This is a genomic window from Azospirillum fermentarium (genome assembly GCF_025961205.1).
GTDB lineage: Bacteria > Pseudomonadota > Alphaproteobacteria > Azospirillales > Azospirillaceae > Azospirillum > Azospirillum fermentarium.
The window spans coordinates 1,752,250-1,772,757 of record NZ_JAOQNH010000001.1 but is presented as its reverse complement, the minus strand read 5'-3'; the positions used below and the strand labels follow the sequence as shown (position 1 = coordinate 1,772,757).

General features: G+C 69.6%; 19 protein-coding genes. 11 read left to right on the top strand and 8 right to left on the bottom strand.

What is annotated here, in order from left to right:
* Window positions 1-12 precede the first annotated feature (12 nt).
* The 8 genes from M2352_RS08485 to mutL all read left to right on the top strand — a co-directional run bounded on the left by M2352_RS08485 (window position 13) and on the right by mutL (window position 11,572).
* On the top strand, window positions 13-714 hold the full coding sequence (locus tag M2352_RS08485; protein ID WP_264664059.1) for an orotate phosphoribosyltransferase: 702 nt from the start codon (window positions 13-15) through the stop codon (window positions 712-714).
* Between the two features lie 219 nt (window positions 715-933).
* The gene (gene ileS / locus M2352_RS08480) at window positions 934-3,780 is read left to right on the top strand and encodes an isoleucine--tRNA ligase (protein ID WP_264664058.1); all 2,847 of its coding nucleotides are present in this window, start codon (window positions 934-936) and stop codon (window positions 3,778-3,780) included.
* 3 nt (window positions 3,781-3,783) lie between these two features.
* Window positions 3,784-4,284 (top strand): signal peptidase II, encoded by a 501-nt coding sequence (lspA, locus tag M2352_RS08475; protein WP_264664057.1) that lies wholly within the window; start codon window positions 3,784-3,786, stop codon window positions 4,282-4,284.
* 58 nt (window positions 4,285-4,342) lie between these two features.
* Window positions 4,343-4,933 carry a DUF3035 domain-containing protein gene (locus tag M2352_RS08470; protein WP_264664056.1) on the top strand — a complete coding sequence of 197 codons (591 nt, stop codon included), beginning with the start codon at window positions 4,343-4,345 and terminating at the stop codon, window positions 4,931-4,933.
* Window positions 4,934-5,033: 100 nt separating this feature from the next.
* Window positions 5,034-6,488 (top strand): M16 family metallopeptidase, encoded by a 1,455-nt coding sequence (locus M2352_RS08465; RefSeq protein WP_264664055.1) that lies wholly within the window; start codon window positions 5,034-5,036, stop codon window positions 6,486-6,488.
* 7 nt (window positions 6,489-6,495) lie between these two features.
* A complete protein-coding gene (locus M2352_RS08460; RefSeq protein WP_264665321.1) occupies window positions 6,496-7,860 on the top strand; it encodes a M16 family metallopeptidase in 1,365 nt (454 codons plus the stop codon).
* A 171-nt stretch (window positions 7,861-8,031) separates the two neighbouring features.
* A complete protein-coding gene (pgi, locus tag M2352_RS08455; protein WP_264664054.1) occupies window positions 8,032-9,693 on the top strand; it encodes a glucose-6-phosphate isomerase in 1,662 nt (553 codons plus the stop codon).
* A 19-nt stretch (window positions 9,694-9,712) separates the two neighbouring features.
* Window positions 9,713-11,572, top strand: a complete 1,860-nt coding sequence (mutL, locus tag M2352_RS08450; RefSeq protein WP_264664053.1) for a DNA mismatch repair endonuclease MutL — start codon at window positions 9,713-9,715, stop codon at window positions 11,570-11,572.
* A 7-nt stretch (window positions 11,573-11,579) separates the two neighbouring features.
* Here mutL and M2352_RS08445 read toward each other — a convergent pair whose 3' ends face one another.
* The 5 genes from M2352_RS08445 to hpt all read right to left on the bottom strand — a co-directional run bounded on the left by M2352_RS08445 (window position 11,580) and on the right by hpt (window position 14,371).
* The gene (locus tag M2352_RS08445) at window positions 11,580-11,900 is read right to left on the bottom strand and encodes an STAS domain-containing protein (RefSeq protein WP_264664052.1); all 321 of its coding nucleotides are present in this window, start codon (window positions 11,898-11,900) and stop codon (window positions 11,580-11,582) included.
* Between the two features lie 107 nt (window positions 11,901-12,007).
* Entirely contained in the window at window positions 12,008-12,580 is a 573-nt protein-coding gene (locus M2352_RS08440) for an ANTAR domain-containing response regulator (RefSeq protein WP_264664051.1), read from the bottom strand.
* 181 nt (window positions 12,581-12,761) lie between these two features.
* Entirely contained in the window at window positions 12,762-13,106 is a 345-nt protein-coding gene (locus M2352_RS08435) for an HPF/RaiA family ribosome-associated protein (protein ID WP_264664050.1), read from the bottom strand.
* Window positions 13,107-13,163: 57 nt separating this feature from the next.
* Window positions 13,164-13,691 carry a hypothetical protein gene (locus M2352_RS08430; protein ID WP_264664049.1) on the bottom strand — a complete coding sequence of 176 codons (528 nt, stop codon included), beginning with the start codon at window positions 13,689-13,691 and terminating at the stop codon, window positions 13,164-13,166.
* Between the two features lie 140 nt (window positions 13,692-13,831).
* On the bottom strand, window positions 13,832-14,371 hold the full coding sequence (hpt, locus tag M2352_RS08425) for a hypoxanthine phosphoribosyltransferase (protein WP_264664048.1): 540 nt from the start codon (window positions 14,369-14,371) through the stop codon (window positions 13,832-13,834).
* Between the two features lie 110 nt (window positions 14,372-14,481).
* On the opposite strand from hpt, the gene M2352_RS08420 reads away from it, so the two are divergent.
* Together M2352_RS08420 and M2352_RS08415 are read left to right on the top strand one after the other, a co-directional pair.
* Window positions 14,482-15,186, top strand: coding sequence for a response regulator (locus M2352_RS08420; protein WP_264664047.1), 705 nt, complete (start codon window positions 14,482-14,484; stop codon window positions 15,184-15,186).
* Between the two features lie 53 nt (window positions 15,187-15,239).
* Window positions 15,240-16,592 (top strand): ATP-binding protein, encoded by a 1,353-nt coding sequence (locus M2352_RS08415; protein WP_264665320.1) that lies wholly within the window; start codon window positions 15,240-15,242, stop codon window positions 16,590-16,592.
* A gap of 27 nt (window positions 16,593-16,619) precedes the next feature.
* Here the strand turns inward: M2352_RS08415 and M2352_RS08410 are convergent, their stop codons facing one another.
* Together M2352_RS08410 and M2352_RS08405 are read right to left on the bottom strand one after the other, a co-directional pair.
* Window positions 16,620-16,973: a hypothetical protein gene (locus M2352_RS08410; RefSeq protein ID WP_264664046.1), complete on the bottom strand. Its 354-nt coding sequence runs from the start codon at window positions 16,971-16,973 to the stop codon at window positions 16,620-16,622.
* Window positions 16,960-18,021: an NAD-dependent epimerase/dehydratase family protein gene (locus tag M2352_RS08405; protein WP_264664045.1), complete on the bottom strand. Its 1,062-nt coding sequence runs from the start codon at window positions 18,019-18,021 to the stop codon at window positions 16,960-16,962. Before M2352_RS08405 ends, M2352_RS08410 begins: the two co-directional genes overlap by 14 nt.
* A 308-nt stretch (window positions 18,022-18,329) precedes the next feature.
* On the opposite strand from M2352_RS08405, the gene M2352_RS08400 reads away from it, so the two are divergent.
* Window positions 18,330-18,965, top strand: coding sequence for a glutathione S-transferase family protein (locus M2352_RS08400; protein ID WP_264664044.1), 636 nt, complete (start codon window positions 18,330-18,332; stop codon window positions 18,963-18,965).
* Window positions 18,966-18,969: 4 nt separating this feature from the next.
* Here M2352_RS08400 and M2352_RS08395 read toward each other — a convergent pair whose 3' ends face one another.
* Window positions 18,970-20,499 carry an alpha-amylase family glycosyl hydrolase gene (locus tag M2352_RS08395; RefSeq protein WP_264664043.1) on the bottom strand — a complete coding sequence of 510 codons (1,530 nt, stop codon included), beginning with the start codon at window positions 20,497-20,499 and terminating at the stop codon, window positions 18,970-18,972.
* Between the last annotated feature and the right edge of the window lie 9 nt (window positions 20,500-20,508).

Below are 20,508 nucleotides of genomic sequence, written 5' to 3'. Positions count from 1 at the left end.
TTGGAGTGTTTCATGTCATCGACCGCCCTCCCCGCGCCCGCGGACAAGGAAGCCATCGCCGCCGTTGCCGCCAAGCTGCTGCTTGAGATCAAGGCGCTGCACTTCAACGCCGAAAACCCGTTCATCTTCACGTCCGGCTGGGCCAGCCCGGTCTACACCGACTGCCGCCGCATCATCTCCTTCCCCCGCGCCCGCGCCGCGCTGATGGACATGGGCGTGTCCACCATCCTGCGCGAATGCGGGTACGAGAGCATCGACGCCATTGCCGGCGGCGAGACGGCGGGCATCCCCTTCGCCGCCTGGATCGCCGAGCGCATGGGCCTGCCCATGCAGTACATCCGCAAGAAGCCCAAGGGCTTCGGCCGCAACGCCCAGATCGAGGGCGTGGTGACCGAGGGGCAGCGGGTGCTGCTGGTGGAGGATCTGGCCACCGACGGCAAGAGCAAGGTGAACTTCGTCAACGCGCTGCGCACCGCGGGTGCCGAGTGCACCGACACCTTCGTCATCTTCTTCTACGGCATCTTCCCCCAGACCCAGACCATCATGGACGGCGTGGGCGTGCGTCTGCACAGCCTGTGCACGTGGTGGGACGTGCTGAAGGTGGCGCGCGACAACAACTATTTCGACGTGAAGACCCTGGACGAGGTGGAAAAGTTCCTCCACGCGCCCGTGGACTGGTCCGCCGCCCACGGCGGCAAGGCCACCATGGATTGAGGTGGGGCGGCTTCTCCCCCTCCCCCATCCTTGACCCTCATCGCGGCGGCGTTATGATCCCCGGCATGCACGACACGGCCCTGCCCCTGTTCGGAACGATGCGAATTACCGGCCCGGCTCTCTGAGGAGGGCCGGGACCGCTGACGCCTCATGCCCGGCCGCCGGGGGACACACTCCCGGCGGCCCGCCCCATCCGCATCGCTTTCCGAGACACGATCCATGACCACCCGCGATTACAAGCCCACCGTCTTCCTGCCCCGCACCGATTTCCCCATGCGCGGCGGCCTGCCGGCCAAGGAGCCGGAGCTGCTGAAGCGCTGGGCCGGGATGAACCTGTTCGGCCGGCTGCGCAATGATGCCGCCGGGCGGCCCAAGTTCGTGCTGCACGACGGCCCCCCGTACGCCAACGGCAACATCCACATCGGCCACGCGCTGAACAAGATCCTGAAGGACGTGATCGTGCGCACCCGGCAGATGCAGGGGTTCGACGCCAACTACGTCCCCGGCTGGGACTGCCACGGCCTGCCCATCGAATGGAAGATCGAGGAGAAGTACCGAGCCGCCGGCAAGAACAAGGACGAGGTGCCCGTCGTCCAGTTCCGCGCCGAATGCCGCGACTTCGCCGCCCATTGGGTGTCGGTCCAGACCGAGGAATTCAAGCGTCTGGGCGTTGAGGGCAACTGGACCGTGCCCTACACCACCATGACCTTCCCGGCGGAAGCGCAGATCGCCCGCGAAATCCACAAGTTCGTCATGAACGGCGGCTTGTATAAGGGCGAAAAGCCGGTGCTGTGGTCGGTGGTGGAAAAGACAGCCCTCGCCGACGCCGAGGTGGAATACTACGATCACACCTCCACCACCTGTTTCATCCGCTTCCCCGTGGTCGGTTCCGGCTCGCCGGAGGTGGACGAGGCCAACGTGGTGATCTGGACCACCACGCCCTGGACCCTGCCCGGCAACCGCGCCATGGCCTATGGTGCGGAGATCGAATACGGCGTGTTCAAGGTGACCGAGGTGGCCGACGGCAGCCTCGCCCGCGTGGGCGAACGGCTGGTGCTGGCCACGGCACTGGCTGAGAACGTCGCCAAGGAGGTGGGCATCACGGCGTGGAAGCAGCTTCACCGCTTCCCCGGTTCGCGGCTGGAGGGCACCTATTGCCGCCACCCGCTGTCGGACAAGGGCTATGATTTCCGCGTGCCGCTGCTGCCCGGCGATTTCGTGACCACCGACGCCGGCACCGGCGTGGTGCACATCGCCCCCGGCCACGGCGAGGACGACTTCAAGCTGGGCCGCGCCCATGGGGTGGAGGTGCCGCGCACGGTGGCCGAGGACGGGCGTTACTACGACTCCGTGCCGCTGTTCGCCGGTCTGGCCGTCTACACCGACCAGGGCAAGCCCGGCCCGGCCAATAACGCCGTGCTGGACGCCATCAAGGAGGCCGGCGGGCTTCTGGGCCGCAACAGGATCAAGCACAGCTACCCCCATTCCTGGCGGTCAAAGGCGCCGCTGATCTTCCGCACCACGCCGCAGTGGTTCATCTCCATGGAGACGAACGGCCTGCGCGACAAGGCGCTGAAGGCCATCGGCGACACCCAGTGGGTGCCGGCGCAGGGTGAGAACCGCATCCGCTCGATGATCGAAAGCCGCCCGGACTGGTGCGTCAGCCGCCAGCGCACCTGGGGCGTGCCCATCGCCATCTTCGTGCGCAAGACCGACGGCGCCATCCTGCGCGACGAGACGGTGAACACCCGCATCGCCGACATCTTCCAGGCCGAGGGTTCGGATGCGTGGTTCGCCCGCCCGGCCCAGGATTTCCTCGGCAACGACTACAAGGCTGATGATTTCGAGCAGGTCCGCGACATCATCGAGGTGTGGTTCGAATCCGGCTCCACCCACGCCTTCGTGCTGGAGCAGCGCCCGGACCTGATGTGGCCGGCGTCGCTGTACCTGGAAGGCTCGGACCAGCACCGCGGGTGGTTCCATTCCTCGCTGCTGGAATCCTGCGGCACCCGCGGGCGGGCACCCTATGACGCGGTGCTGACCCACGGCTTCACGCTCGACGAGCAGGGCCGCAAGATGTCCAAGTCGCTGGGCAACGTGGTCGCCCCGCAGGAGGTGTGCAACCAGTACGGCGCCGACATCCTGCGCCTGTGGGTGGTCGGCACCGACTACAGCGACGACCAGCGCATCGGGCCGGAGATCATCAAGTATCAGGCCGACCTCTACCGCCGCCTGCGCAACACCCTGCGCTACCTGCTGGGGGCGCTGGACGGCTTCACCGATGCCGAACGGATCGAGCCGGCGCAGATGCCCGAGCTGGAACGCTGGGTGCTGCACCGCCTGACCGAGATGGACGCGCTGGTGCGCGAGAAGATCGAGTCGTACGACCTGCATGCCTATTTCCAGGCGGTGCACAACTTCTGCGCCGTGGACCTGTCGGCCTTCTATTTCGACGTCCGCAAGGACAGCCTGTACTGCGACGCGGTGATGTCGGACCGCCGCCGCGCCGTGCGCACGGTGATGGCGCACCTGCTGTCGGCGCTGACCGCGTGGATGGCGCCGGTGCTGTGCTTCACCGCCGAAGAGGCGTGGTCGGCCCGTCCCGAGGGCTTGAAGACCGGGGCCGGCTGGGACGCCGACAGCGTGCACCTGCGCCAGTTCCCCGAGATACCATCCGCGTGGCGCGACGAGGCCCTGGCCGCCAAGTGGGCCAAGGTCCGCGACGTCCGCCGCGTGGTCACCGGTGCGCTGGAGCTGGAACGGGCCAACAAGACCATCGGCTCGTCGTTGCAGGCCAGCCCCACCGTGCACGTGGACGCCGACACCCACGCGCTGCTCGACACCGTGCCGTTCGAGGACGTGTGCATCACGTCCGCCATCACCGTGGTGGACAGCCCGGCGCCGGAGGGGGCCTTCACCCTGCCCGACGTGGCCGGGGTGGCGGTGGTCTCCGGTCTGGCGGCGGGGGAGAAGTGCGAGCGCTGCTGGAAGATCCTGCCCGACGTGGGCGCGGTGACGGCGCATCCGGGTGCCTGCCCGCGCTGCGCCGATGCGGTCGGGGCGTGATCCATGACCGCCGTGGAAAGCCGCAAGGGACGTTTCCTGATGCTGGGCCTGCTGGCGGCGGCCGTGGTCGCCGCCGTGGACCAGGCCACCAAATGGTGGATTCTGAACGTCCTGATGCAGCCCGCGCCGCAGGTGGTGGAGGTGACCCCCTTCTTCAATCTGGTTCTGGCATGGAACCGGGGGGTCAGCTTCGGCACCTTTTCCGGCGGCGGGTCGTGGATGCCCTATGCCCTGACGGCGGTGGCGCTGGCCATCGCCGGGGTGCTGCTCACGTGGCTGTGGCGGGCGGAGCGCTGGTTCGTGGCGCTGGCGCTGGGCATGGTCATCGGCGGGGCCGTCGGCAACGTGGTTGACCGGGTGCGGCTGGGGGCGGTGGTCGATTTTCTCGATTTCCACGCCTTCGGCTGGCATTTCTGGGCCTTCAACGTGGCCGACAGCGGCATCAGCGTCGGCGTGATGCTGCTGCTCATCGACGGGCTGTTCCCCGGCGATGAAAAGGCGTAGAACATCGGGCGGGCCGGAACGGCTGATGATTGGGACATCCCTCACGCGACGGAATCTGATGGTGCTCAGCAAAACTTCCTTCTCTCCGCTTCTGGGGCTGGCCGTGGCGGCGTTGGCGCTGACCGGATGCTCCGACGTCCGCCGCTCCATGGGTCTCGACCGCACCAGCCCGGACGAGTTCGCGGTGGTGTCCCGTGCGCCGCTGACCCTGCCGCCCGACATGCGCCAGTTGCCCGCCCCGTCCCCCGGTGCGGCCCGCCCGCAGGAAGCCGCCCCGTCCCAGGTGGCCGCGGCGTCGATCTTCGGCCCCGGCGCCCAGGTGTCGGGGGTGCGCATCAACACCACCCGCGGCAGCGGCGGCGGCTCGGCCAGCGAGCAGGCGTTCCTGAACCGCGCCGGTGCGGACAAGGCCGATCCGTCCATCCGCGCCAAGGTGGACCAGGAAACCACGTCGATGATCGTGGCCGACCGGAGCTGGGTCGATTCGCTGCTGTTCTGGCAGAAGTACGAGGCCCCCTATCAGGTGGTCGATCCCGCCAAGGAGGCCCAGCGCGTGCGTCAGGCCCAGGCCCAGGGCGCGCCCATCAACCAGGGCAACGTCCCGACCATCGAGCGCAAGAAAAAGGCGCCGCTGGAAGGCTTGTTCTAAGCCGGTCCCGCACCCAGTTGCAGGGGGGCGCCCTTTCCGGGGACGCCCCCTTTTTCATGGTCCCTCGGTTTTCCATCTTCGAGGAAAGATCCGCATTCCCATGCCGGCTCTCGTTCGTCGTTCCCTGCTCGCCGCCGCCGCCGTGCTGGCGCTGTCCGCCGCCCCCGCGTCCGCGCAGGACAGCGCCACCGCCCCGCCGCCCGCCGCCGCCGCCGCCAAGACCACGGTGGAAAAGGGCGTGTTCTTTCCCGAAAGCTTTACGCTGCCCAACGGCATGCAGGTGGTGGTGATCACCAACACCCGCGTGCCGGTGGTGACGCACATGGTGTGGTACCGGGTGGGGGCCGCCGACGAGCCGCGCGGCACCTCGGGCATCGCCCATTTCCTGGAACATCTGATGTTCAAGGGAACCAAGGATCTGGCCCCCGGCGCCTTCAGCCGCATCGTCGCCAAGAACGGCGGGCAGGACAACGCCTTCACCTCGTGGGATTACACCGCGTTCTATCAGAGCGTGGCCCGCGACCGGCTGGAGATGGTGATGAGGATGGAGGCCGGGCGCATGACCGGCCTGCAGCTCACCGACGAGGTGGTCTATCCCGAACGCGACGTCATCATCGAGGAACGCCGCCAGCGGGTGGAGAACGACCCCGCCGACCGCATGCGCGAACAGGTGGATGCCACCTTCCACGTGCATCACCCCTACGGCACCCCGGTGATCGGCTGGCCGCAGGAAATGGCCGCCCTGACGCGGGAGGACGCCGAAGCCTTCTATAGGACGTGGTACGCCCCCAACAACGCCATCCTGGTGGTGTCGGGCGACGTCACCGCCGCCGACCTGAAGCCGCTGGCGGAAAAATACTACGGCGCCATCCCCGCCCGCCCCCTGCCCGCCCGGTCGCGCGTGTCCGACCCGCCGTTGACCGCCGCCCGCCGGGTGGTTCTGCAGGACGAGGAGGTGCGCCAGCCGTCGGTCTACCGGATGTGGCACGCCCCCTCCTACCGCACCGATGCGGACAAACAGGCGTACGCGCTCCAGGTGCTGACCGAGGTGATGAGCGGCGGCGCCACCGGACGGCTGTACCGCGCGCTGGTGGTTGACCAGAAGATCGCCACCTCCGCCTGGATGGGCTACAGCCCGGTGTCGTGGGACGGGACATCCTTCATCGCCGGCATCTCCCCTGCCCCCGGCGTCGCCCCGGACACCGCCGAGGCCGCCCTGCTGGAACAGGTCCGCATCCTGCTGGACCAGGGCGTGACCGAGGAGGAGGTGGAGACCGCCAAGCGCCGCATGCTGGCCGAGGCGGCCTACGCCCGCGACAGCCTGAGCGGCCCGGCCCAGACGCTGGGCGCCTCGCTCGCCACCGGGCAGAGCATCGACGATGTGGAAAGCTGGCCGGTGCGCATCGACGCCGTGACCGCCGGACAGGTGACCGCCGCCGCCCGCGCCGTCCTGGGCCGGCGCGACCATGTGACCGGCGTGCTGCTGCCCGCCCCGGCCCCCGATTCCGCCGCCCCGGCCGCCGCGCCGGCCTCCGTTCCCGGCAAGGAAAGCTGATCCCGTGATGACGCCGTTTTTCCTGTCGCACCGTTTCGCCGGCGCGCTGTGCGCGCTGGTCCTGATGGCCCTGACCCTGCTGGCCCGTCCGGCGGACGCCGTGGAGATCAAGCGGGTGATCAGCCCCGGCGGCATCGAGGCGTGGCTGATCGAGGATCAGAAGATCCCCGTGGTGGCGCTGGAATGGGTGTTCGCCGGGGCCGGGGGCCGCGATCCCGCCGGCAAGGGCGGGCTGGCCAATCTGGCCTCCACCCTGCTGGACGAAGGGGCCGGACCGTACGATTCCCAGGCGTTCCAGGGCCGGCTGCAGGATCTCGCCACCAGCCTGGACTATGACGCCACCCGCGACGGCTTCACCGGCAGCCTGCGCACGCTCAAAGACAACGCCCCCGCCGCCTTCGATCTGGTGCGCCTGTCCATGGCCGACCCGCACCTGACCGTAGAGGCGCTGGAGCGGATGCGCAGCGCCATCCTGTCGGGGCTGAAGCGCGACGAATCCGACCCGAACTATGTGGCCCGGCGGATCTTCTTCTCCACCGCCTTCCCCGGCCATCCCTATGGCGAGGAGATCCGCGGCACCCCCGCCACGCTCGCCGCCATCACCCCCGACGACGTGCGCGCCTTCGTCCACAGCGAGCTGACCCGCGACCGGCTGGTGGTGGCCGCCGCCGGGGCCATCACCCCCGACGAGCTGGCCAAGGCGCTGGACGCCCTGTTCGGCACCCTGCCGGCCAAGGCCGCCACGCCGCCGCTGCCCGACGTCACCGCCCAAGGGGCCGGCCAGACCCTGGTCGCCCCGCGCCCCACCGCCCAGACCGTCATCATCATGGGCCAGCCGGGGGTCAAGCGCAGCGATCCCGACTGGTACGCCGCCACGGTGATGAACTACGTGCTGGGCGGCGGCAGCTTCTCCTCGCGGCTGATGGAGGAGGTGCGGGAGAAGCGCGGCCTGAGCTACGGCGTCTACAGCGGGCTGTACCCGCTGGACCACGCGGCGCTCGTCACCGCGTCGGGGTCCACCCGCAACGCCACCGCGGGCCAGGCGCTGGACATCATGCGCGCCGAATGGCGCCGCATGGCCGAGGGCGGCGTGACCGACGAGGAACTGGCCGACGCCAAGACCTATCTGACCGGCTCGTTCCCGTTGCAGTTCTCCTCCACCTCCGCCATCGCGCGCATCCTGCTGCAGGTGAAGAAGGATGGGCTGGGCATCGACTATCTCGACCGGCGCAACGGCTTCATCAACGGCGTCACCCGCGCCGACGTGGCACGGGTGGCCAAGCGGCTGCTGAACCCCGACACGCTGCTGACCGTGCTGGTGGGGCGCCCCGACGGGGTGACCGCCACCCGCACCATCGCAGGCGGAAGCTGACACCAGGGAAAGCCGGCCATGCGGTAAAGCCGGCCCTACGGTGGGGGTGCATACCCTGCGGCCAACCGCCGGGTATGCACCCCACAGCCACTGGTGTTACCTTTGCCCTCCGCGCCCGTCCGGGCACCCGTTCCGCCTTTCGGTGAACCTGCCACATCCGGTGATCCTGTCATGTCCATGCTGACCCAATCCGCCGCCTGGCAATCCCTGTCCCGTCACCGCGAGGCCCTGGCCGGCACCTCCCTGCGCGACCTGTTCGCCGCCGACCACGACCGTTTCAGCCGCTTCTCGCTCACCGCCGCCGGGCTGACGCTCGACTATTCCAAGAACCGCATCACCGATGAAACCCTGGACCTGCTGTGCGCGCTCGCCCGGCAGCAGGGGGTGGAGGAGTGGCGCGACCGCATGTTCACGGGCGAGCCCATCAACACCACCGAGAACCGCGCCGTGCTGCACACCGCATTGCGGGCACCCGCGGGGGCGTCGGTGACCGTGGGCGGCCACGACGTGATGCCCGACGTGCGCGCCGTGCTCAAGCGCATGGGCCGCTTCACCAAGGCGGTGCGCGAGGGGGCGTGGACCGGCTACACCGGCCAGCCGATCACCGACGTGGTGAACATCGGCATCGGCGGGTCCGACCTGGGGCCGGTGATGGCGACGGAGGCGTTGCGCCCCTATCTCCACCCGCAGATCGGCGTGCATTTCGTCTCCAACGTGGACGGCACCCACATGGCCGAGACGCTGGAGTGGATGGACCCGGAAACCACCCTGTTCGTCATCGCGTCCAAGACCTTCACCACCCAGGAAACCCTGGCCAATGCCCATACGGCGCGCCGCTGGTTCATGGACGCGGCGGGGGACGACCGCCACATCGCCCGTCATTTCGTCGCCGTCTCCACCAACACGGCGGAGGTGACGGCGTTCGGCATCGACCCCGACAACATGTTCGGCTTCTGGGACTGGGTGGGGGGCCGCTACAGCCTGTGGTCGGCCATCGGCCTGCCCATCGCCCTGGCCATCGGCATGGAACGGTTCGAGGAGATGCTGGCCGGCGCCCATGCCATGGACCAGCATTTCCGCACCGCCCCGCTGAACGCCAACATGCCCGTGCTCCTCGGCCTGCTGGGGGTGTGGTACGGCAATTTCTGGGGGGCCACGGCGCACGCGGTGCTGCCCTATGACCAGTACCTGCACCGCTTCCCCGCCTATCTCCAGCAGTTGGACATGGAATCCAACGGCAAGAGCGTGGACCGCGACGGCAACCCGGTGGATTACGCCACCGGCCCCATCGTGTTCGGCGAACCGGGCACCAACGGCCAGCACGCCTTCTACCAGTTGATCCACCAGGGCACGCACCTGATCCCGTGCGATTTCATCGCCCCGGCCCGCACCCACAACCCACTGCCCGCCACGCCGCTGGGCGACCATCACCGCATCCTGCTGTCCAATTTCCTGGCCCAGCCGGAAGCGCTGATGCGCGGCAAGACGCTGGACGAGGTGCGCGACGAGATGACCCGCGCCGGCAAGACGCCCGAGGTGATCGCGGCGGTGGAGGCGCACCGGGTGTTCACCGGCAACCGCCCGACCAACAGCATCGCCTTCTCCCAACTGGACCCCGCCACGCTGGGGGCGCTGGTGGCACTGTACGAGCACAAGGTGTTCGTCCAGGGCATCGTGTGGAACATCAACTCCTTCGACCAGTGGGGCGTCGAGTTGGGCAAGCAGCTTGCCAACACCATCCTGCCCGAACTGCACGACGGGCCGATCCCCGCCGGGCGGCACGACAGCTCCACCAACGGCCTGATCCGCTGGGTCCGGTCGCATCGTTCGTAACGCAGTCACGACTCACATCATGCCCATCCGCCTGCTGCCGGAAACGCTGGTCAACCGCATCGCCGCGGGGGAGGTGGTCGAACGCCCCGCCGCCGCGGTCAAGGAGCTGGTGGAAAACGCGCTCGACGCCGGGGCCGGGCGCATCGACGTGGTTGTGCGCGACGGCGGCCGGACGTTGCTGTCCATCACCGACGACGGGTGCGGCATGGGGCCGGACGAGCTGGCGCTGGCGGTGGAACGGCACGCCACCTCCAAGCTGCCCTCCGACGACCTGCTGGACATCCGCCACCTGGGCTTCCGGGGGGAGGCGCTGCCGTCCATCGGCGCCGTCAGCCGGCTGACGCTGACCAGCCGCCCGCGCGGCGCCGATTCCGCCTGGAGCCTGACCGTGGACGCCGGGCGCAAGGGCGCGCCGCAGCCGGCGGCCCTGGCGCTGGGCACGCGGGTGGAGGTGCGCGACCTGTTCGCCGCCGTGCCCGCCCGGCTGAAGTTCCTGAAAACCGCCCGCACCGAACTGGACCACATCCAGGAAACGGTGGAGCGGCTGGCCATGGCCCATCCCACCGTGGCCTTCTCCCTGGCCGACGACCAGCGTTCCGTCGTGCGGCTGGCGGCGGCTTCGGGCGACGAGGCGCAGGCGCGGCTGGTCCGGCTGGGGGCGCTGATGGGCCGGGATTTCCAGGACAACGCCGTGCCGGTGGACGCCGCGCGCGCGGGGGTGGCGCTGGCCGGCTGGATCGGCCTGCCCACGCTGCACCGCCCCACCGCCCGGCACCAGCACCTGTTCGTCAACGGGCGGCCGGTGCGCGACAAGCTGATGGTGGGGGCGGTGCGCGCGGCCTACGCCGATTTCCTGCCCCGCGACCGCCACCCGCTGCTGGCGCTGTTCCTGACCATCGACCCCATGGAGGTGGACGTGAACGTCCACCCCGCCAAGGCCGAGGTGCGGTTCCGCGATTCCGGGCTGGTGCGCGGCCTGATCGTCGGCGCGCTCAAACACGCGCTGGCGGAAGCCGGGCACCGCGCCTCCACCACCGTGGGCGTGGCGACGCTGGGGGCCCTGCGCGCCGAGGGTGCCGGCCCGTCCGACACGTCCCAGCCGGTGCCCGGCCCCCTGTGGGGCAACCGCTGGACCGGCGGCGGCGGATCGTACGGCGGCGGCTCATCCACCCTGCCCCGCGGGCTGGCGGAGCGCACGGTGGGTTTCCAGGCCCCCCTGGCCGGGCTGGAATCCGCCCCTCCGGCGGCGCGGGTCACCGAACCCATGGCCCCCTCCATGGCCGCCGGCGGAAGCGTCGATTTCCCGCTGGGGGCGGCGCGGGCGCAGCTTCACAACACCTACATCGTGGCCCAGACCGCCACCGGCATCATCATCGTGGACCAGCACGCCGCCCACGAACGGCTGGTCTATGAACGCATGAAGGCCGCCCTGGTCGAGGGCGGCGTGAAGCGCCAGGGGCTGCTGATCCCTGATGTGGTGGAACTGGACGAACCGTCGGCTGCCCGCGTGCTGGCCCGCGCGGAGGAACTGGCCGACCTGGGTCTGGTGGTGGAAGGCTTCGGCCCCGGCTCGCTGCTGGTGCGCGAGGTGCCGGCCCTGCTGGGCAAGACCGACGTCAAGGGGCTGATCCGCGACCTGGCCGACGAACTGGCGGAACTGGGCAACGCCGCGTCCCTGAAGGAGCGGCTGGAGGAGGTGTGCGCCACCATGGCCTGTCACGGGTCGGTGCGCGCGGGCCGTCCGCTGTCCATCGACGAGATGAACGCGCTCCTGCGCCAGATGGAGGCCACCCCCCATTCCGGCCAGTGCAACCACGGGCGCCCGACCTATGTGGAACTGAAGCTGCCGGACATCGAACGGCTGTTCGGGCGGCGGTAGCGGCCGCTCAACCCGCCAGCAGCCGATGGGTGTTGGTCTGCACCAGCACCCGCTGGACCCGCGGGGGGATGTTGACCAGATGCAGCGGGCGGCCCCGCCGCCGCACGGTGTCGCTGAGGATCAGCAGCATCCCCAGGCCGCTGGAATCGAGAAACGAAAGACGCTCCAGATCCAGGACCACCGGGCCGCCGTCCGCCGTGTCCGCCGCGTCCAGAACCGGACGGAACAGTTCGTAGCTGGCGTGCGTCATCCGCCCACCCAAGGCGCACAGCGTGCGCACGGCATCCTGTGTGACCGAAACCGTGAACGGAGTGGTGCTGTCCATCATCGGATCCCCCCTCATCGCTATGACGCAAAGCAGCATAAAGAGGAATTTTTACAGCAATTTTATCAAAATGTAACCGAAACAGTTTCATCCGGCGTACGGCGAAACGGTTACTTCAACAGATCCGCCACCGACAGGATGGTCTGGGCCACGTCGGCGATCTTGCGGTTCTGGTCCATGGCCATGCGGCGCAACAGCTTGTACGCCTCATCCTCGCTCAGCCCCTTGTTGGCCATCAGCACGCCCTTGGCCCGCTCCAGCAGCTTGCGCTCCTTCAGCGCGGTGCGGGTGCGCTCCAGTTCGTCGTTCAGGCGGGCGTACGCGCGGTAATGCTGCATGGCGATGCGCAGGACCGACCGCACCAGCGCCCCGTCCAGCCCCTCGGCCACATAGATGGACACGCCCGCCTCGATGGCGCGGGCGACCACGGCGGGGTCGTCGCGGGACACGAACATCGCCACCGGGCGCGGGTTTTCCTCGTGGATCCGCATCAGATCCTCGACGAAATCGCGGTACGGGCTTTCCAGATCGACGATGATCATGTCGGGCTGGTGCCGGGTGACGCTGCCGCGCACGTCGTCGTTCCGGCTGATGGCCGCGACGATGGTGTGGCCGGCATCGGCCAGCGCCGCCCCCAGCACGTGGGAGCGGTCGTTATCCTCGTCGATGACCAGGATGCGCACGGTCGGTCGTCTCCCTCTGCGGCAGCCGATGAGACCCTATCAGCCCAAGACACCGTGCGGTCAATCAACCGTGCCGTCAATCGCTTCGACAGCGAAAAAAGCTGCGGAATTGCGGCAACGCAAAAACAGCACCGGCCCGGCGGGATGGCGCCGGGCCGGTGCGGCCTCTCTCAAGCCCTCCTCAGTGCGCCGCGGCCTCGCGGGTGGGGCGGCGTTTGATAAGCTGTTCGAGCTGTCCATGGGCGGCTTCGAACGCCTTGCGCACGGCGGTGCGCGGATCTTCGTTGGCGTGGGCGTCATCGCCGCGGACGACGATCTCGCCGACGGCGGTGTTCAGCGCGATGCGCACGTGATAGCGGCGGCCATGCTGGGCCTCGTGATGATGGTGCGGCGCCTCGATCACCACGTCGCAACGGGTGAGCGGACCGAATATACGGTCGAGATGGGCCGCTTTCTCGCGGACCTTGGTGTCCAGCGATTCGGTAAAGTCCATGTTGCGGAAGGCAATCTGGAGAGGAAAGGTCATAGTGCGCTCTCCCTTATCGTTCTTGACGGACCCGGCGCCCGCGCATGAGCCACCGGATCAGAGGGGACGGTGCCAGAAAACCCGGACGAACCCCAGAGGGTCCGGCGCGTCTGAGGTGACAACACCCCCCAGGGCCGCTGCCAGACGGCGGCCCAGTTCTGCGGGCAGGCCGGCATCGGTGGCCGTGACCATGATGCCCTGCCCCGCGTCTTCCGTCACGCCGATGATGCGGCGCATCGGATCGTCCCGGCGTTCGGCCCCGGCGGCGTGGCGAATCAGGAACAGGATGCTGTCCCCGTCACCACCCACCGCGTCGGACGGAACGACCAGCATTCCGGCGGGGGTTCCATCGGCCATTCGGACGCACGCGGGGCATACCCGCTGTTCGGCGCTGATGTACGGAAGGCCCCAGCGCCACCGGCCCTGATGATGAAGCGCCCCGCATTCGGGGCAGCGCGTGCTGACGGACGGTTCGACACCATCCGCGCCACCACCCTGCCCCGCCACCCCGGACGGGGTGGACAGAGTGCCCATCGCAGCGGTATCCACCACAACGGTTTCAGCCGAACGGATCACTGCCGACATGGACACCTCCTTCGTGTCTCTGGGCCGGCGTTCCCGTGGGGTCCGATGCCCGTCGGCGTTGTCGTATGTTCTTGAAAAAGAAGCCTATACCCCTTCCGCGGCCTCCGCCATGCGTCATTCCGCCACCCCATGCGGCGCGATCATTCCACCACGCCGATAAACGGCAGGTAGCGGTATCCCTCGGCGTAATCGATGCCGTAGCCGACCACGAAACGGTCCTCGACCGAGAAGCCGATGAAATCCACCGGCACCGGAATCACCCGGCGCGAGGGCTTGTCCAGCAACGCCGCGATGCGCACCTCCGCCGCCCCGGCGTCGAGCATGAGCTGGCGGACATAGGACAGGGTGCGGCCGCTGTCGGCGATGTCGTCCACGATCAGCACCCGGCGCCCCTCCAGCCCCTCGGGCATGGGGCCGATCAGCACCACGGTGCCGGAGCTTTCCTTGCCGCTGCCGTAGCTGGACAGGCGGATGAACTCCACCCGCGCATCCACCCCGGCCACGCCCAGCGCGCGCAGCAGGTCGGCGGCGAAGACGAACCCGCCCTTCAGCAGGACCACCATGGTGACGTCGCCGGGCATGGCGGCGGCGATCTCGCGCCCCATGGCCGTCACCCGTTCGGCCAGGGCATCGGCGGGAATGAGCGGGGTGACGGCACCGGGCAGAGCGGACGGCGGCATGGGAAACACTCCTGAAACGGTCGATGCCCCCTTCTCCGCCCAAGGTGCCGCACGTGTCAACCGGCTCGCCTCCGGTGACAGCGGGGGGCCTGGCGCGGTATAGAGGGGGCATGACCGACGAACAGCCCCACATCCTCGTCGTCGATGACGACACCCGGCTGCGCGAACTGCTGCGGCGGTATCTCAGCAGCAACGGCTTCCTCGTCACCGCCGCCAAGGACGCCGCCGACGCCCGCGCCCGGCTGGAGGGGCTGGAATTCGACCTGATCGTCCTGGACATCATGATGCCGGGGGAAAACGGGCTGGACCTGACGGCCTCGCTGCGCCGCACCAGCGATGTGCCCATCCTGCTGCTGACCGCGCGGGGGGAGGCGGACGACCGCATCGCCGGGCTGGAGGCCGGGGCCGACGACTATCTGTCCAAGCCGTTCCAGCCGCGCGAGCTGCTGCTGCGCATCAACTCCATCCTGCGGCGCCAGGCGCGCCCGGCGGAACCGCCGCCGCCGCCGGCAGCCCCCACGGCCCTGCGCCTCGGCCCCCTGCTCTACATTCCCGAACGGGACGAGCTGCGCTCGGGCGAGGAGGTGATCCGCCTGACCACGGCGGAGGCCAGCCTGATGCGCATCCTCGCCGCGTCTCCCGGCGTGACCTTCACCCGCGAGGAACTGGCCGAGCGCAGCCGCGACGTGGGCAACGCCCGCTCCATCGACGTGCAGGTGACCCGCCTGCGCCGCAAGATCGAAACCGACCCGCGCGAACCCCGCTATCTCCAGACCGTGCGCGGCGAGGGCTATGTGCTGAGGCCCGACGGATGAACGCCATCCCGCCGTCCACGCCCGCGCCGTCTCCCCTGCCCTCGTCCCCCCTCATGGTGCGGGCCGGGCGGGCGCCGTCGCGCATCAAGCGGTTCCTGCCGCGCACGCTGTTCGCCCGCTCGCTGCTGATCATCGTGACGCCGGTGATCCTGGCGCAGGCGGTGGCGACGTGGATCTTCTACGACCGCCACTGGGACACCATGACCAACCGGCTCGCCAACGCGGTGGCCGGCGACATCGCCATGGTGATCGAGCAGCTCGACCACAATGACGATCCCGCCGCCCGGCGCTGGACGCTGGAGCTGGCCGCCCGCACCACCGACCTGATCGTCACGCTGGAGCCGGGGGCGGAACTGCCGCCGCGCCCCCCTCTGCGCGGCCTGCTGGAGGTGACGCTGGGCGAAGCGCTGGACGCGCGGGTGCGCCGCCCCTTCACCATCAACACCGCCATCGCGCAATCCTGGTACGAGATCCGGGTGCAGATGCCCGACGGCGTGCTGTCGGTGATGTCGCCGGAACGCCGGCTGTTCAGCCCCACCTCCTACATCTTCATCCTGTGGATGGTGGGGTCGGCGGCGGTGCTGTTCACGGTCGCCATCATCTTCATGCGCAACCAGATCCGCCCCATCCGCCGGCTGGCCAACGCCGCCGACAGCCTGGGCAAGGGCCGCGACGTCACCAACTTCAAGCCTGAAGGGGCGGCGGAGGTGCGGCAGGCGGCCGCCGCCTTCCTGGTCATGCGCGACCGCATCCAGCGCCAGATCACCCAGCGCACCGAGATGCTGGCCGGCGTCAGCCACGACCTGCGCACGCCCTTGACCCGCATGAAGCTGGCGCTGGACATGCTGGCCATCAGCCTGCCCCCCGACGCCGACGTGGGCGTGGAGGTGGAGGAGCTGAAGGCCGACGTGGCCGAGATGGAAACCATGATCGAGGGCTATCTGGCCTTCGCCCGCGGCGAAGGGGCGGAGACGGTGCAGCCCACCGACCTGACCCGCCTGCTGACCGAAGTGGTCAACGGCGCGCGGCGCGACGGGGCGGAGGTGTCGCTGGCCGTGCCCGAGGGGCTGATCTTCCCCCTGCGGCCCAACGCCATGCGCCGGTGCGTGACCAACCTGCTGGTCAACGCCCGCCGCCACGCCGACACCATCCAGGTGACGGCGGCGCGGCGCGGCAACCTGCTGGACATCACGGTGGACGACGACGGCCCCGGCATCCCGGCCAGCGCGCGGGAGGATGTGTTCCGCCCGTTCTTCCGCCTGGACACCTCGCGCAATTCCTCCACCGGGGGGGTGGGACTGGGACTGACCATCGCCCGCGACGTGGCCCGCAGCCACGGCGGCGACATCATCCTGAACGACAGCCCCCAGGGGGGGCTGAGGGTGCTGATCCGGCTGCCGGTGTGAGGGCTCCGGACAGCCACTAAAAGAGCGTCAATGGTCCGGCAGCGGCGGGCCGACGTAGTGGGGCATCAGCAGCCGCTGCTCGCCCACCCACACGATGCAGAAGGCATCCGGGTTCTGGAAGAAATACACCTGCCCCGGACGGGCGCGCCCCTGGGGGTCGTTCAGGCTGGTGCCGGCGGGAAACCCCACGCCATAGGCGCGCTCAGGCGTGCGCGCCCAATAGAAGCCGTTCATCTTCTGCACGAAGGCCCCGCGGCGGCACAGGTGCGACAGGGTGCTGTCGGCATAGGCCACCTCCCGCAGCGGCATGGGCAGGCGGTAGAGCACCTGACCGCGGACGATGCGGGGGCGGTGGGGCAAGGGCTGGTTAGGGTCGGGCACCGGCGCGGTCACCGTCGGCCCCTGCGGCTGTCCGGGGCCGGCCGGCGCCGGCACCGGCAGCAGCAACAGCGCCGCGGCCAGCGGCAGGAACCACCCGATCCTTGTCCACACGCACCCCATCCGTCCCCATCCACATCAGCGTATCGCGCAGGCCGTCGCGCAAGGCCGTCTCGCACGCCATGCCGAACGCCTCCACCAGCCGCCGCGGGTCACCGATCGACACCCGGATGTCGCCGGGGCGCGGCGGGCCATAACGGCGGTCCAGCGGCTGTCCGGCCAGATCGGCCAACACCTCGGCCAGCCGGTTCACCGTGGCCGGCCGCCCGGTGCACACGTTGTACACCGGTGCCCCCGCCCGCGGGCGGTCCATGGCCGCGGTCAGATAGCGCACCAGATCCTTGACATAGACGAAATCCCGCACCTGCTCGCCGTCGCCGTTGATGGTGATGGTCTGCCCACGGGAAATACGCCCGGCGAAGATGGAGATAACGCCGGAATACGGCGATTTCGGGTCCTGCCGCGGACCATAGACGTTGAAGAAGCGGAATCCGGTCACCGGCACCCCGTGCACCCCGGCGGCCACGCGGGCGTGCAGCTCGCACCCCAGCTTGTCGGCGCCATAGGCCGACAGCGGCGCCGTCGCCGCATCCTCGGCCAGCGGCACCGCCGGGTTGTCGCCGTACACCGCGGCGGACGAGGCATAGACCACCGGCACCGGCCCGCCCCGGCGGGCGGTGCGGGCGGCGTCGAACACGGCGATGGTGCCGGCCAGATTGGCGGCGTGGGTTTCCAGCCACGCCTCCCGCGAGCGCTCGACCGAGGCGACGGCGGCCAGATGGAAACACCCGTCCATCCCGGCCATGGCCGCGCGCACGGCACCGGCGTCGGCCACGTCGGCGACGATGACCGGCACCCCCGGCGGCAGATTGTCCCGCCGCCCGGTGGACAGGTCGTCCAGCACATGGACCGTGTGGCCCCGCGCCAGCAGGCGTTCCACCAGATGGGAACCGATGAAACCGCATCCCCCCGTCACAAGATAACGCGCCATCCCCACAGTCTCCCCAGAACAATCCCGATCCACGCTCTGGTTGAACACATGGTGATTATGGAATATCTGGGAAATTACCCGTTCTCATGACGTCCGAACGGGACGGATACCACCATGAAGCGCCCGGAATTCCGGGAAAGGATTTGATGGTTCCACCGCGATGTCTTGTGGGGTAACGCCGATTTCATCGTCCTCCCCAGCCGGATCGGGGCTGTTGCAAATCCGGTGGCGCCGGCGCGGCGGAAACGCCTATGGTGCCGTCACCACCTGACCGCTCCGTCCACACGCCAAGGGGGAAACACGCCGTCATGAGCGCCGACTTTACCGTCTATGGCCACTTCGCCTCCCAGCCCGCGGCCCGCGTGGTGCTGTTCCTGCGCATGGCCGGCATCCCGTTCGATTACCGCCACGTGGACCTGAAGAGCGGGGCGCAGAAGACGCCGGACTACCTGGCGATCAGCCGGTTCGGGCGTGTGCCGGCCCTGGTCCACGGCGGCGCCCACCTGTCGGAATCGGGGGTCATCCTGACCTATCTGGCCAAGACCACCGGGCGTTTCGGGTCGGACGAGACGCTGGGCCGCTACCGGCTGGGCGAATGGCTGTCGTGGCTGGCCGACGTGCTGATGCCGTTGCAGCGCACCCGCGCGCTGCGCCGCTTCGGCGGCGACCCGCAGGCCATCCCCTATATGGACAAGAACGCCGCCACCGGCCTGAACCAGATGGAGGCACTCCTGAGCGGGCGCCCGTTCATCGACGGCGGCGCGGTGACCATCGCCGACATCTTCGCGTTTCCCTGGATCGACCTCGCCAACGAGGGGAACATCGACATCGCGGCCTATCCGGCGGTGCAGGACTGGTACCGGCGGATGCTGGCCCAGCCCGGCTGCGCCACCCAGTACACCCTGATGCCGACCGAGGACCGCCCGGCGGCGGACTGGGACTGACCGGTCACGCCACCACCGCCTCCAGGGGGGCCAGCGTGCGCCCCTGGTAGCGGGCCGGAGCGTTGGACAGGTTGAAGCACACCCGCACTCCCGTACCCTCGGTCACGCGCTCAAAGGCCAGCACCGCCCCCGCCGCCTCCACCCCGCGCAGGGCGCCGTGGCGCAGCGCCGGGGTGGTGTTGCGGCGGGCCAGGGCGGCGCGCCACACCGCCAGCGGGCTGCCGGGGTCCGCCGCCTGCCGGTCCACCGCCAGGGGACCGTGGGCGGGATCGAGCGGCAGCCAGGGCTCGGCCCCCGCGGCGCAGAAGCCGGCGTTGGCGGCACCGGCCACCCACGGGATCGGGGTGCGGCTGCCGTCGCGCCCCGGAAACTCCGGCCAATAGGTGATGCCGAAGGGATCGCGCAGATGCTCCCGCCCCAGCACCGCCTGGGGCAGCGCCAGTTCCTCCCCCTGATACAGGCACAGCGTGCCCGGCAGGGCGCAGAACAGCGCGGCCAGCAGCCGGTTGAACGCCGCCGGATCGGCACCGGGCGGGCACCAGCGGCTGACCGCCCGCTCCACGTCGTGGTTGGAAAAGCTCCAGGCGATGGCGCCGGGATCGTCCACCCCGGTCAGGGCGGCGGCGAAAGCCTCGGCGGTGAAGGCGCCCTTGGCCAGCGACAGGGTATAGGCCGCGTCCAGTCCGCCGGGGGCGGTGTAGGCGGCAATGCGTGCGGCGGCCCCCGGCTGGCTGGACAGCTCGCCCAGCAGCACCCGGCCCGGAAAGCGGTCAACCTCCGCCCGCAGCCGCTCCAGCAGCGGACGGATGGAGGGGTGGAGCATGTCGTGAACGTGGATCTGCCGCCCGAACGGCTTCAGCGGCGGCTCGTCGGCAGGCGGGGCGGCGGGGTTGGGGCGCAGGGCGGGGTCGTGGGCGAAGAAATCCACCGCGTCGATGCGGAACCCGTCCACCCCGCGGTTCAGCCAGAAACGGGCGTTGTCCAGAACCGCCTGGAAACAGGCGTCATCAAGCAGGTTCAGCGCCGGTTGGGAGGAGAGGAAATGGTGCAGGTAGTATTGCCGCCGCCGCGGCTCCCACGTCCACGCCGCCCCGCCGAACACCGACAGCCAGTTGTTGGGCGGCGTGCCGTCGGGGGCGGCGTCGGCCCAGACGTAGAAATCGGCGTACGGCCCCGAACGGCTGCGGCGTGACGCGTCGAACCACGGGTGCCGGTCGGAGGTGTGGCCGCAGACCAGATCGACCAGCACCTTCAGCCCGCGCGCGTGGGCGGCGGCCAGAAAGCGGTCGAAATCCGCCAGCGTCCCCATGCGGGGGTCCACCGCCCGGTGATCGGCGACGTCATAGCCGAAATCGGCCCAGGGCGAGGGGTAGACGGGGCACAGCCACACGCCGTCCACGCCCAGCGCCGCCACATGGTCCAGCCCGGCGATGGCGCCGGGCAAGTCACCCCACCCCTGCCCCCCGCCGCTGCGGAAGCTGAGCGGGTAAAGCTGGTACAGGGCCGCCCCCCGCAGCCACGCCGATTCCGTCACCGCCCCCTC